At 66.5% G+C, this 12,781-nt stretch carries 12 protein-coding genes; 6 read left to right on the top strand and 6 right to left on the bottom strand.

What is annotated here, in order from left to right; translation table 11 throughout:
* Positions 1–36: 36 nt before the first annotated feature.
* The 3 genes from GTP55_RS07235 to GTP55_RS07225 form a co-directional block, all read right to left on the bottom strand.
* The gene (locus GTP55_RS07235) at positions 37–1,230 is read right to left on the bottom strand and encodes a tetratricopeptide repeat protein (protein WP_161044284.1); all 1,194 of its coding nucleotides are present in this window, start codon (positions 1,228–1,230) and stop codon (positions 37–39) included.
* A 118-nt stretch (positions 1,231–1,348) separates the two neighbouring features.
* On the bottom strand, positions 1,349–2,536 hold the full coding sequence (locus GTP55_RS07230) for a DUF2863 family protein (protein WP_161044283.1): 1,188 nt from the start codon (positions 2,534–2,536) through the stop codon (positions 1,349–1,351).
* Positions 2,537–2,551: 15 nt separating this feature from the next.
* A complete protein-coding gene (locus GTP55_RS07225) occupies positions 2,552–3,418 on the bottom strand; it encodes an HDOD domain-containing protein (RefSeq protein WP_161044282.1) in 867 nt (288 codons plus the stop codon).
* Positions 3,419–3,602: 184 nt separating this feature from the next.
* Between GTP55_RS07225 and GTP55_RS07220 the strand changes: the two genes are divergently transcribed.
* Complete coding sequence (locus GTP55_RS07220; RefSeq protein ID WP_161044281.1) at positions 3,603–4,184, top strand: DNA-3-methyladenine glycosylase; 582 nt, start codon at positions 3,603–3,605, stop codon at positions 4,182–4,184.
* Here the strand turns inward: GTP55_RS07220 and GTP55_RS07215 are convergent.
* Positions 4,083–5,735 carry a methyl-accepting chemotaxis protein gene (locus tag GTP55_RS07215; RefSeq protein WP_161044280.1) on the bottom strand — a complete coding sequence of 551 codons (1,653 nt, stop codon included), beginning with the start codon at positions 5,733–5,735 and terminating at the stop codon, positions 4,083–4,085. The two genes, GTP55_RS07220 and GTP55_RS07215, sit on opposite strands and share 102 nt — an antisense overlap.
* A 13-nt stretch (positions 5,736–5,748) precedes the next feature.
* Positions 5,749–6,195 (bottom strand): cache domain-containing protein, encoded by a 447-nt coding sequence (locus tag GTP55_RS07210; protein WP_161044279.1) that lies wholly within the window; start codon positions 6,193–6,195, stop codon positions 5,749–5,751.
* Between the two features lie 134 nt (positions 6,196–6,329).
* On the opposite strand from GTP55_RS07210, the gene GTP55_RS07205 reads away from it, so the two are divergent.
* The 4 genes from GTP55_RS07205 to GTP55_RS07190 are packed head-to-tail and all read left to right on the top strand — an operon-like array spanning position 6,330 to position 10,876.
* Entirely contained in the window at positions 6,330–7,742 is a 1,413-nt protein-coding gene (locus GTP55_RS07205; RefSeq protein WP_161044278.1) for a KamA family radical SAM protein, read from the top strand.
* A gap of 17 nt (positions 7,743–7,759) precedes the next feature.
* On the top strand, positions 7,760–9,043 hold the full coding sequence (locus GTP55_RS07200) for an MFS transporter (RefSeq protein ID WP_202423613.1): 1,284 nt from the start codon (positions 7,760–7,762) through the stop codon (positions 9,041–9,043).
* A 6-nt stretch (positions 9,044–9,049) separates the two neighbouring features.
* The gene (locus GTP55_RS07195; RefSeq protein WP_229257815.1) at positions 9,050–9,970 is read left to right on the top strand and encodes a 2OG-Fe(II) oxygenase; all 921 of its coding nucleotides are present in this window, start codon (positions 9,050–9,052) and stop codon (positions 9,968–9,970) included.
* A gap of 51 nt (positions 9,971–10,021) precedes the next feature.
* Positions 10,022–10,876 carry a fumarylacetoacetate hydrolase family protein gene (locus GTP55_RS07190; protein WP_161044276.1) on the top strand — a complete coding sequence of 285 codons (855 nt, stop codon included), beginning with the start codon at positions 10,022–10,024 and terminating at the stop codon, positions 10,874–10,876.
* Here the strand turns inward: GTP55_RS07190 and GTP55_RS07185 are convergent.
* Complete coding sequence (locus GTP55_RS07185) at positions 10,851–12,179, bottom strand: aspartate aminotransferase family protein (RefSeq protein ID WP_161044275.1); 1,329 nt, start codon at positions 12,177–12,179, stop codon at positions 10,851–10,853. The two genes, GTP55_RS07190 and GTP55_RS07185, sit on opposite strands and share 26 nt — an antisense overlap.
* A 98-nt stretch (positions 12,180–12,277) precedes the next feature.
* Between GTP55_RS07185 and GTP55_RS07180 the strand changes: the two genes are divergently transcribed.
* On the top strand, positions 12,278–12,781 hold a 504-nt coding region (locus GTP55_RS07180; RefSeq protein WP_161044274.1), incomplete at its 3' end, for a carboxymuconolactone decarboxylase family protein.

The raw sequence follows: 12,781 nt of genomic DNA, 5'->3' as shown, positions 1-12,781 counted from the left end.
TGCTGTTCCGGATGTCATTCCGGCAAAGGTGTCAGGCTATTTGGCCCGCAACTGGGCGGCATAGGCGCGCAGATGGTCGAGCTTGGCCGAATAGATGTCGTGGTCGCTGCGGGTGGTGCTGTTTTCCATCGCCAGCGCCAAGTGGCGGTCCGCCGCGTGCAGGTTGCCCAGCTGGTAGTTGGCGAGCGCCAGCCAGAAGTGCAGTTCGTGGTAGTCCGGCACCCGGTCCAGCTCGCGCTCGAACAGCGTGCGGGCGCGCGCGTAGTCGCCCAGCTTCATGGCCTCCTGGCCCTGCACGAAGAAATAGAACGGCGGATAGGGTTCCAGCTGCGCCAGCCGCGCGCGCAGCACGGCGGCCTCGTCGAGCTTGTTGGCGCTTTCCAGCGTCTGCGCCAGGTTGGACAGGTAGATGGTGTTGTCGGGCAGCTGGCTGTGCGCGTAGCGCAGCGCCGCTTCTGCCTGCGGCTGGTCGCCGTGGTGCTGGTAGATCACGCCCAGCGTGTTGTAGGCGTTGATGAACAGCGGGTCGGCCTCGGCTGCCTGGCGCGCGGCCCAGTAGGCGTCGTCGACCTGGCCGGCCGACAGCAGCTCGGCGGCGCGGTTGTTGAGGAACATGGCCAGCACGGTTTTCTCGGTCAGCGGCCGGGCGTTCTCGCGCGCCTTGGGCGGGATGGGGATGAAGTCCACGGTCAGCGAATTGGCGACGTCGACGGCGGTCAGCAGGTAGGGGTTCTGTCCGGCCAGCGGCCGGCCCAGCGACAGGTTGACATGGTTGCTGGCGAAGTACAGGTTGCCGGCGCGGCTCCACACCTCGTCGATCTGCACTTGCTGGAAGATCACCGGCATCTTCAGTTCGCGCGCCAGCGCGGCGGTCATGATGGCCAGCGACAGGCAGTTGCCGGAGCGGGCGGCAAAGGTTTCGGCGGCGGTGCGGGTCAGGGCGGCGTCGTATTCCAGTTGCAGCTTGTCGCGCCGGTACAGGGCGTCGAACAGCATGCGGCGCACATCGCGGCCGGGGCCGGGCGTGCCGAGCTCGTGCTTGACGTAGTCGCGCATTTCCGGGGTCAGGGCGAACACGCTGGCGGTGTCGATCGGCGCGGCGGGGGGCTGGAACAGCTGGTCGTGAAATAACTGCTGGGCCGGCGCCACGCGCGGCGTTTGGCTGGCGCAGCCGCTGAGGAATGCGGCGGTGGCAAGGACCAGGCTCAGAATGCGGACCCATGGTGTCATGACGTGTCTCCCTTTGCTGCGGAGCACAAGCCGGCGCCGCACCAGGCAGCGGAATCTGCGTTCCGCGTGCAGGAAAGTATCCTCGGCTAAACCAGGACTGTCAAACTGGAAATCGCTTTCAGGCCAGTGGATCTTCCGATACCGAAATATCGGTGATGCCCAGGCTGGCCAGGGCGTCGCCCAGGTCTTCCAGCGCCAGTTCCAGCTCGGCGGCCGGATCGAGCGGCTTGTCGGCGCTGGCCAGCACGCTGCCGCCGTGCGACAGCTGCACCCGCAGCGCCGGCTCGTCGTCATCGTCGGTGGGCGCGATCACGGCTTGCAGTGTGGCGGGATCATGGCCTTCCAGCGCCTGGTTCAGTGTCGACAGCAGGCTCAGCATGTCGTATTCCGACTGGCCCTGGGCGCGGGCGCCGAAGAACAGGTCCTGGTACAGGAAGTTCAGCGTCAGCGCCGGATCGGCGCCGCGCGCGCGGCCCAGGCAGCGCGCCACCAACGGCGCAAATTGCTCGGTCCACTTCTGATAGGTTTCGGCGCGCTTGGCGAAGTAGGCGTCGGCCGCTTTTTCGCTGGCCGGTACTTTGTAGAAGGCGTCGTCGGCGCGCTTGAGCGAGAAGCCCAGCAGGAAGCGCAGTTCGATCGCCGTGTCGTCGCTGCTGAAGCTGGTCGGCGACCAGCCGGCCGCCATGCTGCGCTCCAGCGCCGGCGCGGCGGCGATTTTCTTGTCGGTCAGCGACTGCGCTGCTTCGCGCAGCATGGCGTGCAGCAGGCCGTAGTTGATGCGTTCGATTTCGTCCAGGTCGTAGGCGTGGCTGACCAGCACCACCTTGGCTTGCGGGCTTTCCAGGCCGGCGTCGGTGAAGCTGTTGAGCAGCGCCTCGTAGGCGTCGGCGTCCTGGAAGTCGGCGGCCGGATCGAGGCCGCCCTGGCTGTGCACGAACACCGGAATGGCGAAGGCATCGATTTCCAGTTCGGGCGCACCCTCGCGCCGCACGATCAGGTTGGCGGCGCCTTCTTCGACGGCGTTGCGCAGGTAGCGGTAGGCGTCGGTGGATTCTTCGCGCGCCAGCTCGATGGCGCCGTACAGCACTTCGTTCTTGCCCTGCGCCAGCAGGCGGCGCAGCAGGCGCTGGAATTCGATGTGCTTCTGCGCCAGCTCGTCGCGGGTGGCGGCGGCGACGATGTCGGCGCCGGCTGATTCATCGGCCAGGTCGAGCGCCAGCGCGCACAGTTCGTTGGTTTGCTGTTCGTCCTTGACTTCGGGCGAGTTGGCGGATTTGCGCGGTACGGGGCGCTTATTCTTAGGCATGCGTGTGGACTTCTGTTAGCGTTCGGTGTGGAAGGTTTCGTTCAGCTCGTCGAGCAGATCTTCGGTTTCATCCTCGGTCAGGCCGAGGTGGCGGCAGGCGCTTGCGCCGCCTTTTTCCCATTCGTACGAGGTGCTGTGGTTGTGCAGGCGCTGGATGCCTTTTTCGGCCAGCAGCGACAGCGCCACCAGCGAGCGGATGGCGTCGTCGGTGGCGGCGTCTTCCAGTACGCGGTAATCGTGGTGGTGCAGGATGGCCCAGGAGACATCCGGCGACAGGCCCCAGTTGCGCGCCAGCAGGCAGCCGATGGCGGCATGGTTGGTGCTGTAGCGTTCATCTTCGATGGCGGTGAACACGCCGTGCGGGTCGTTGCAGGCGCGTTCGTAGGTGTCGGTGTAGTCGGCGAAGCGGTTCATCAGCAGCGGCACGCCGATGTCGCAGAACAGGCCGAAGGTGTGGGCGATGTCGGGCGGCGCCACGCGCAATTTGCGCGAGGTGAACACCAGCGCCTGGGCGCGGCGCGCCGAGATTTCCCAGAAAGCGCTGAGGTCGGCGTCCTTGCCGTCGATGGCCTGGCGCGCCAGCAGCCCGGTCAGCAGCGCCGCGCACTGGTTGATGCCGAGGAAGTTGATCGCCTGTTCGACCGACTTGGCCTTGCGGGCGGCGCCGAAGAACGGCGAGTTGGCCAGCTTCAGCAGCGCGCCGGACATGCCGACGTCGTTGGCGATGATGCGGGCGATCTGGCGCGGCGACGGATCGGGCGCGGCCAGTTCGCGCTGCAGGTCGACGAGCAGGCTGGGCCGGGGCGGAATCCGGATGGAGCGCATCAGCGCGTCTTCCACCGCGTTTTCTGTTGGCAAGGCTGGGGCAGCAACTGTCGTCATTGGGGTCTTCAAGGCAAAAGGCAATCTTACCCTCGATTATCGCCGCAAGCGGCGGCGGATTGCGCGAATTTGCGATGAAATTCTGACTTATGGACGGTATTTTGTCGTGGATTGCCGGATTTTGATAATGATTTGTCACCAATTGTGTGGGCAGACGGTCCAGATTGGCATTTACAATAGACGCATGATAAGCAATCTTGCAGGCATTGATTTCGATGCGCCGTCGCATGTGGTGGCGCCCCAGCTGATCGGCGTGACGCTGCTGTTCAACGGCGTCGGCGGCCGTATCGTGGAGACCGAGGCGTATGACCGCGAGGAGCCGGCCTCGCATTGCTACGGCGGCGAGACGCCGCGCAATTTCGCCATGTTCGGGCCGGCGGGGCGCAGCTATGTGTACCAGTCGCACGGCATCCACTGGTGTCTGAATTTCGTCTGCCGCGAGCCCGGTCACGGCGCCGGGGTGCTGCTGCGCGCGCTGGAACCGCTGGACGATGAGGAAGGGCTGGCGCTGATGCGCGCGCGGCGCAAGCTGGACGAGGTGCGCTTGCTGTGCTCGGGCCCGGGACGCTTGTGTCAGGCGCTGGGCGTGTCGCGCGCGCATAACAACCTGCCGCTGGACGCGCCGCCGTTTATGCTGCTGCCGCGCGACCGCGAGGTGGAGGTGCTAGCCGGCCCGCGCATCGGCATTTCCAAAGCGGTGGACCTGCCGTGGCGTTTCGTCGAAGCCGATTCGCGGTTTCTGAGCAAGCCCCTGCGGCGAGTTTGAGCTGTGCTCTAATTTGAACACCGACACCGCCTGCGACAGGTGGCCGGCCTGGTCCTGCAGGCTGGCGGCAGCAGCGGCGGCTTGTTCCACCAGCGCGGCGTTCTGCTGCGTCACATCATCCATCTGACCGACCGCCTGATTGACTTCGGCGATGCCCTGCGCCTGTTCGGCGCTGGCGGCGCTGATGCGGGCGATGATGTCGTTGACCTGCTGCACGGCGGCGACGATGCCGCCCATCCGTTCGCCGGCCTGCTGCACCGAGGCGCTGCCGCTGTCGATGGTGGCCACGGAGGCGGCGATGAGCGTCTTGATTTCTTTGGCGGCAGCGGCCGAGCGCTGCGCCAGCGTGCGCACTTCGGCGGCGACGACGGCAAAGCCGCGTCCCTGTTCGCCGGCGCGTGCCGCCTCGACGGCGGCGTTGAGCGCCAGGATATTGGTCTGGAACGAGATGCCGTCGATGACGGCGATGATGTCGACGATCTGGCGCGAGCTGGCGCGGATCGAGGCCATGGTCTGTACCGCGTCCTCCATCGCGGCGCCGCCGTGCTGCGCCAGGTCGCTGGCGCCGGCCGCCAGCTGGCAGGCCTGGCGCGCGTTGGCGGCGTTGGCCTGCACCGCTTGCGTCAGGCTGTTCATGGCGCTGGCGGTTTGCTCCAGCGAGCTGGCTTGCATCTCGGTGCGGGTCGACAGGTCCAGGTTGCCGGAGGCGATTTCGCGCGCGGCGGTGTCGATCGAGCGCACCGCGCCGAGGATGGTGGTCAGGGTTTGCGTCAGGTTGGCCATGGTCTGGTCCAGCATGCGCGCGGTGTCGGCGATCTCGTCCCGGCCCTGGGTGCTGCGGCCGGCGGCCAGACGGCCGGCGGCCAGCGCGATCACCACGTCGGCAATGGCGCGGATGTCGCGCAGCATGGCGCCGCGCACCATCATGGTCACGCCGACCGACAGCGCGATCGACAGCAGCACCATGATAGCCATGGTGGCGTTCAGCGTGCGGAAGTCGGCCTTGGCCTGGGCGTGGGCGGCTTCGCTGAGCCGTTTTTCCAGCGCCGAGAGTTGCGCCAGCTGGTCGTTCAGCAGCAGGAATTGTTTTTCTGCGATGGCCATGGCGTTGGTGGCGATGCTCTGGTCCATCTGCGCCATGTCCATGGTTTCGAGGACGGCCTTGCGGTAGGCGGCCAGCGCCTGCAGCGACTGGGCGGCGATCTTGCGTTCGGCGTCGTCGGTGGCGTCGGCGTTCAGTTGGCGCAGCAGGGTGTCGGTGGTGGCGTGGCGCGCCTTGATGTCGCGCGACAGGGCGTCCAGCCGCGCCTGGGCGAAGCTGCCGTTGACCCACGCCAGCAGCTGGTAGATGTGGGCGTGGGCGTAGCGCGCTTCGCCGGAGACGTCGGCGGCGGTCTTGAGGCGGGCGGCGCGCACTTGCACCAGGTTTTCCAGCGAGGCGTTCTGGCGCACCATGCCGACATAGGCCGCGCCGGCGGTGGCGATCAGCAGTACCAGCACCAGCATCGGTGCGAGCAGCAGTTTGGGTCCGATACGCAGTTTGTTCAGCATGGTGGGCCTCGCGTCATTTCTTGTAGATGCCCGCTTCCAGCACGACATCGTTGACGCGCAGGATGTAGGTGGTCTTGGGTTCGATCTTGCCGGTGGTGGGATTTTTGTATTGGTAGTCCACCCAGCCGTGGCCTTTTTTGGCGGCCAGGTCGATGATCTCGCGGCGGTATTTTTTGCCGCTGGCGTCGGGGATGTCGGTCAGGTCCTTGCCGACGATGGACGGGTTGACCGGGTGCGCCAGCACGATGCCGGTCTTGATGTCACGCACGTCCACATACAGCGAGCCTTGCAGGTAGTCGGGATCCTTGGCGGCGATCTTCTTGAGGAAGGCGTCCTGGCCGTTGGCCTTGATGAAGGCGGCGCCTTTTTCGGCCATGGCGATGGCGTCTTTTTCGGTCGGTTCTGCAGCCTGCGCGGACAGCGCCAGGCCAGCCAGCACAATGCTAACGAGGGTTTTCATGAGCAATCTCCTGTCGGGTGGTTGACGCCATCAACTGTAACCGTCAGGAAATTTAAAGAGTTGCGATGCCGCAAGACTGAGTGGCGGCGCGCGGCCTAGCATGGTGCTTCCGACCCTCAACCCAGGACTTCGTGATGGATACGCCCAAATTCAAACCGTTTATTCGCCAGACCATTTCGCACGCGCGGCAGTGGGAATGGATACCGCCCGATTTGCAGGAGGCGGTGCAGGTGGTGTCGCATGTGCTGCCGTTCCGCACCAACGAGTATGTGCTCGATCATCTGATCGACTGGAACAATATCCCCGACGATCCGATCTACCGCCTGACCTTTCCGCACCGGGACATGCTGGCGCCGGACGACTATGCGCGGCTGAAGGAGCTGGTGCTGGGCAAGGCCGACCAGCCGGCGCTGGTGGAACTGGTGCGGCGCATCCGCTTGCGCATGAATCCCCATCCGGCCGGGCAGATGACGCACAACGTGCCGCGCGTGAACGATGCGCCGCTCAAGGGCTTGCAGCACAAGTACAAGGAGACGGTGCTGTTTTTCCCCAGTTCGGGGCAGACCTGTCACGCCTACTGCACGTTCTGTTTCCGCTGGCCGCAGTTCGTCGGCATGGAGGACATGAAGTTCGACGCGAAGGAGTCGCACGAGCTGGCGGCCTATCTGCGCATGCATCCGGAGGTGACCGATGTGCTGATCACCGGCGGCGATCCGCTGATCATGAATACGCGCTCGCTGGAGGCCTACATCGAGCCGCTGCTGGCGCCGGAGCTGGCGCATATCCAGAATATCCGCATCGGCACCAAGTCGGTGGCGTATTGGCCGCAGCGCTTTGTTTCGGACCGCGATGCGGATGATCTTTTGCGCTTGTTTGAGCGGGTGGTCAAGGCCGGCAAGAATATGGCGATCATGGGGCACTACAACCATGCAGTGGAGCTGCGGCAGGAGGTTGCGCAGCAGGCGGTCAAGCGTATTGTCGGCACCGGCGCCACCCTGCGCATGCAGGGGCCGTTGATCCGGCATATCAATGAGGACCCGGCGTCGTGGGCGGAGTTGTGGCAGACCGGCGTGCGGCTGGGGGCGATTCCGTACTATATGTTCGTGGAGCGCGATACCGGGCCGCGCGAGTATTTCCAGCTGCCGCTTGCGCGCGCGCATGCGATCTTCCAGGCGGCGTACCAGATGGTGTCCGGCTTGTCGCGCACGGTGCGCGGGCCGTCGATGAGCGCTTTTCCCGGCAAGGTGGTGATCGACGGGATTGCGACCATCGGCGGCGAGAAGGTGTTCGCCTTGCAGTTCCTGCAGGCGCGCAATGCGGACTGGGTGCGCAAGCCGTTTTATGCGAAGTTTGATCCGCAGGCGACCTGGATGGACGAGCTGAAACCGGCGTTCGGCAAGGAGAAGTTCTTCTTTGAGGAGGAGGGCGGCAGCCGCAGCGAGTATGGCGCCGAGCCGCCGGGATCGCGCAAGGTGATTCCATTGTTGTCGGCGCGTGCGGACAGCAGCGCGCCTGCCGCCGGTTGCGATTCGCACAGCGCGGCGTAGGCGACCCGGCGGCGATGATGCGCGATCCGCTCCCGCTGGCCACGCCGCCTGCCGCACCGCCGCTGTCGGGCCGCGCGGTGTTCGTGCTGGTGTTTCTGCCGTTCGCGCTGGGGCACTTTTTATCCAGCTTGATGCGCACGGTGAATGCGACGCTGGCGCCGCAGCTGGTGGCGGCGCTGGCGCTGACCCCCGGCCAGCTTGGCCTGCTGACCAGCGCTTTCTTCCTGGCCTTCGCGCTGGCGCAGCTGCCGGTCGGGATGGCGCTGGACCGCTGGGGGCCGGCCAAGGTGCAACTGCCGATGCTGCTGCTGGCCGGCGTCGGCGCGCTGGCGTTTGCCGGCGGCCAGACCTTCGGCCAGCTGCTGGTGGCGCGCGCGGTCATCGGGCTGGGGCTGGGCGGCTGCTTCATGTCGGCGGTGAAGGCCATCTCCAGCTGGATCGCGCCGGCGCGCCTGCCATCGGTGCAGGGCTATCTGATCGCGGTCGGCGGCCTCGGTGCGGCGGCGGCCACGCTGCCGGTGCGGCTGGCGCTGCACTATATGGACTGGCGCGGCCTGTTTCTGTGGCTGGCGGCGGCGGCGGCCATCATCGGGCTGCTGATCCGCGCGCTGTCGCCGCCGCAGCCACCGGCCGCCGGCAAGGCCGGGCTGCGCGAGGCGATGCGTGCGGTGTACCGCCATCCGGCATTCCGCGAGGTGGCGACGCTGGTGCTGATTCCGCACACGGTGTTCTTCGGCATCCAGGGCTTGTGGATCAGCCGCTGGCTGAGCGACGTGGCGCGCTATCCGGAGGACGCGGTGACGTATCTGCTGTATCTGGGCATGGCGGCGGTGATCTTCGGCGCCATCGCGGTCGGCATGATTACCGAGTGGGCCGGGCGGCGCGGGATTGCGCCGATCACGGTGGCGGCGGCCGGCGTGGCGCTGTTCCTCGCGGTGCAGCTGGCGTTTGTGTGCAACTGGCGGCCCAGCTATCAATTGCTATCGGTACTCTTCACGCTGGTGGGCACGGTGACCGGCATCGAGTACACCATCGTTGCGCAACGCTTGCCGGGCGCGTTGACCGGGCGCGCGGCCACCTGTCTGAACCTGCTGATTTTCCTCGGCGCGTTTGCGGTGCAGGCGGGCTTTGGGCTGGTGGTGGGCTGCTGGCGGCCGGATTTGCTGGGACATTATCCGGCGCCGGCGTATCAGGTGGCGTTCGGCGCGCTGGTGCTGTTGCAGCTGCCGGGATTGATCTGGTTTATGCGGCGGCGCAGGCGCAATCCGGTAAAATTGAACTCCTGTCCGACTATCTCCTGATACGCGATGACTCAAGATCAAACCGTTTTTGCCTCCCTGCCGCAGACCTGGCGCGTTTGGATCATGGAAAACCTGGAACGCGCATGCAGTCCGCTGGACATGGCCAACAGCATGGCACGCTCCGGCCAGTACAGCATGACCGCTGCGCGCGCGGCGATCGACGATGCAGTGCGCATTCGCGCCGGCGGCGGCAGCGGTGGCAGCGGCATTGATGGCGCCAGCGCGGCAGCGGCAGCATCGGCGCAGGTAGCCAGCGCGTTTTCGTCGCCGCGCGAGATGCCGTTCATTGACCTCACCAGCAACCGCATCGCCGCGCCGGACCGCGAGATCGATGTGCTGTTTGTGCTGAAAAAGCCGCAGGTGATCCTGCTGGGGAATGTGCTGAGCGACGAGGAGTGCGACGCCATCGTGGCCCATTGCGGCAGCCGCTACACCCGCTCGACGGTGACGGCGGAAGCCGATGGCGCCAGCGTGGTGCACGAAGGCCGCACCAGCGAGATGGCCTTCATTCAGCGCGGCGAGGCCGAGGTGGCCGAGCGCATCGACCGCCGGCTGGCCGCCATCGCGCACTGGACGCCGGAATGCAGCGAGCCGTTCCAGCTGCAAAAATACGACAAGACGCAGGAGTACCGCCCGCATTACGACTGGCTCGATCCGGACAGCGCCGGCCATCGCTCGCACCTGGCGCGCGGCGGCCAGCGGCTGGCGACCTTTGTGCTGTACCTGTCCGATGTGGCGCAGGGTGGCGGCACGGTGTTCCCTTCGCTGGGGCTGGAGGTCTTCCCGAAGAAGGGCAACGCGCTGTGGTTCCTCAACACCGACAGCAATCACCAGCCGGACGCGCAGACGCTGCACGGCGGCGCGCCGGTGGTCAAAGGTACCAAGATCATCGCCAACAAATGGCTGAGGCAAGAGCGCTACGGTTAAACGGCGCCGAATGGTCTACAATTCGTCGCAACTGTTTAACCAAGGATTAGTATGCGACTCGTACGTTACGGCCGTCCAGGCAAAGAAAAACCAGGCTTGATCGATGATGAAGGCAAGTTGCGCGACCTGTCCGGCGTGATCGGCGATGTCGATGCGGCGGCGCTGGCGCCGAAAGCGCTGCGCAAGCTGGAGAAGATTGCGCAGGCGTCGCTGCCGCTGGTGCGCGGCACTCCGCGCTTTGGCGTGCCGCTGGCGCGGGTTGGCAAGTTCATTTGCATCGGCCTCAATTACTCCGATCACGCGGCCGAAGCGGGCATGCCGATTCCAAAGCATCCGATCATCTTCCTGAAGGCCAATACGGCGCTGTCGGGTCCCGACGACGCGATCATGATGCCGCCGGGTTCGAAGAAGATGGACTGGGAGGTGGAGCTGGGGATCGTGATCGGCACCCGCGCGCAGGCAGTCAGCGAGGCTGATGCGCTCAAGTACGTGGCCGGCTATACGGTGGTGCACGATGTGTCGGAGCGCGAGTATCAGCTGGAGCGCGGCGGCCAGTGGAGCTCGGGCAAAAGCTTCGACACCTTCGGCCCGGTCGGCCCGTGGCTGGTGACGCCGGAGGACATCTACGACGTGCAGGATCTGGATTTGTACCTGGACGTCAACGGCAAGCGGATGCAGACCGGGAATACCTCGACCATGATTTTCTCGGCCGCGCAGATCGTCAGCTATGTGTCGACGCTGATGACGCTGGAGCCGGGCGACGTGATCGCCACCGGCACGCCGCCGGGCGTGGGCATGGGCCGCAAGCCGCAGCGCTTCCTCAAGAAGGGCGACGTGGTGCGCCTGGGGATCGCCGGCCTGGGCGAGCAGCAGCAGGAAGTCATCGCCTGGAAAGCGACGAAGTAACGGCGTCCGCCAGGCGGCTGGTGATGTCCGCCAGCTCCGCCTCGGTGGCGATGAACGGCGGCGCCAGCAAAATATGGTCGCCGCAGCGGCCGTCGATGGTGCCGCCCATCGGGTAGACCATCAGGCCGCGCGCCATGGCTTCGTCCTTGATCACCGCGTGCAGGCGCCGGGCCGGATCGAACGGCGCCTTGCTGGCGCGGTCCGCCACCAGTTCCAGTCCAATCAGCAGGCCGCGGCCGCGGATGTCGCCCACATGCGGGTGTTCGCCGAACGCCAGGCGCAGCATGCGCCGCAGCGCCGCGCCGCGCACCGTGACGGCGCCCAGCAGGTTGTCACGCTGGATGACCTTCTGCACCGCCAGCGCGGCGGCGGCGGCCACCGGGTGGCCCATATACGTGTGCCCATGCTGGAAGGCGCCGCTGCCGTCGCGCAGGCGCTGGACGATGGGGGCGCGCGCCAGCACCGCGCCGATTGGCTGGTAGCCGGCGCCCAGGCCTTTGCCCAGCACCACCAGGTCCGGCAGCACGCCTTCCTGTTCAAACGCATACAGCGTGCCGCAGCGGCCCATGCCGCACATGACTTCATCGAGGATCAACAGCACCCCGTACTGGTCGCACAAGCGTCGCACGCCCCGGAAGTAGCCGGGCGTGGGGGGCACCGCGCCGGCGGTGGCGCCGACCACGGTTTCGGCGACGAAGCCGATCACTTTGTCGGCGCCGGCGGCGAGGATGGCGTCTTCCAGTTCCTGCAGCAGGGCGGCGGTGTAGTCGTCGGTGCTCTGGCCGTCGGCGCGGCCGCGGTATTCGTAGCAGGGCGCCACGCGCGGAACGTCGATCAGCAGCGGCGCGAAGGGCTGGCGGCGCCATTCGTTGCCCCCCACCGCCAGCGCGCCCAGCGTGTTGCCGTGGTAGCTCTGGCGGCGGGCGATGAAGGTGGTGCGCTGCGGCTGGCCGGCTTCCAGCCAGTACTGGCGCGCCAGTTTGAGCGCGGTCTCCATGGCTTCCGAGCCGCCCGAGACCAGGTAGACCTGATCGAGGTCGCCCGGGGCGTCGGCCGCCAGCCGCGCGGCCAGCTGCTCGGCGGCGTCGCAGGTGAAGAAGGCAGTGTGGGCGTAGGCGTTGCGGTCGATCTGGGCGTGCATGGCGGCCAGCACGTCGGGATGGGCGTGGCCCAGCGAGGAGACGGCGGCGCCGCCGCTGGCGTCGAGGTAGGTGCGGCCGTCACGGTCGGTGATGGTGATGCCGGCGGCGTGCGCGGCGAGCGGCGGCACGCGGCGCAGGTTGCGGTGGATGATGTGGCTCATGGCGTCCTTTCGTGGTGAGGTGCAGACTGCCGACGATAGCCGGGTTTGGCCGGGGACTTTTTGATGTATGCCATGATGAGGTCTTTGAGGGAGGCAGCATGGAGGATCGCAGTGTGGATCGGCTGGGGCCGATCGCGTTTGCCGACATGAGCGCGGCGCAGCAGGTGGCGGCGCAGGCGGTGATCGACGGGCCGCGCGGGGCGCTGTATGGGCCGTTCGTGCCCTTGATCCGCTCGCCGGAGCTGATGGCGGCGGCGCAGAAGATGGGCGAGTATCTGCGCTACCGCAGTGCGATCGGCACGCGCTTGACGGAGCTGGCGATTTTGGTGACGGCGCGGCAGTGGAGCCAGCCGGTGGAGTGGGCGATCCATGCGCCGATCGCGCGCGATTACGGCATCGGCGAGGCGGTGATCGCGGCGATTGCGGCGCGCCAGCGGCCGGACGGGTTATTGGCGGATGAGGCGCTGGTGTATGCCTTTTGCATGCAGCTGCACCGGCAGCAGCGGGTCGATGACGCCACCTACGCGGCGGCGCTGGCGGCGTTCGGCGAGCAGGGCGTGGTGGACCTGATGGGCATCAACGGCTATTACACGTTGCTGGCG

It is taken from the genome of Duganella margarita, assembly GCF_009857535.1.
Classification (GTDB): Bacteria; Pseudomonadota; Gammaproteobacteria; order Burkholderiales; family Burkholderiaceae_D; genus Rugamonas; species Rugamonas margarita.
This window is presented reverse-complemented; position numbering and strand designations above follow the sequence as displayed.

Excerpts from the sequence above, each read along its gene's own strand:
- GTP55_RS07225 (WP_161044282.1), bottom strand. The coding sequence starts at position 3,418 with ATGACGACAGTTGCTGCCCCAGCCTTGCCAACAGAAAACGCGGTGGAA.
- GTP55_RS07185 (WP_161044275.1), bottom strand. The coding sequence starts at position 12,179 with ATGAGCCACATCATCCACCGCAACCTGCGCCGCGTGCCGCCGCTCGCC.
- GTP55_RS07210 (WP_161044279.1), bottom strand. The coding sequence starts at position 6,195 with ATGAAAACCCTCGTTAGCATTGTGCTGGCTGGCCTGGCGCTGTCCGCG.
- GTP55_RS07190 (WP_161044276.1), top strand. The coding sequence starts at position 10,022 with ATGCGACTCGTACGTTACGGCCGTCCAGGCAAAGAAAAACCAGGCTTG.
- GTP55_RS07205 (WP_161044278.1), top strand. The coding sequence starts at position 6,330 with ATGGATACGCCCAAATTCAAACCGTTTATTCGCCAGACCATTTCGCAC.
- GTP55_RS07200 (WP_202423613.1), top strand. The coding sequence starts at position 7,760 with ATGCGCGATCCGCTCCCGCTGGCCACGCCGCCTGCCGCACCGCCGCTG.
- GTP55_RS07230 (WP_161044283.1), bottom strand. The coding sequence starts at position 2,536 with ATGCCTAAGAATAAGCGCCCCGTACCGCGCAAATCCGCCAACTCGCCC.
- GTP55_RS07195 (WP_229257815.1), top strand. The coding sequence starts at position 9,050 with ATGACTCAAGATCAAACCGTTTTTGCCTCCCTGCCGCAGACCTGGCGC.
- GTP55_RS07235 (WP_161044284.1), bottom strand. The coding sequence starts at position 1,230 with ATGACACCATGGGTCCGCATTCTGAGCCTGGTCCTTGCCACCGCCGCA.
- GTP55_RS07215 (WP_161044280.1), bottom strand. The coding sequence starts at position 5,735 with ATGCTGAACAAACTGCGTATCGGACCCAAACTGCTGCTCGCACCGATG.
- GTP55_RS07220 (WP_161044281.1), top strand. The coding sequence starts at position 3,603 with ATGATAAGCAATCTTGCAGGCATTGATTTCGATGCGCCGTCGCATGTG.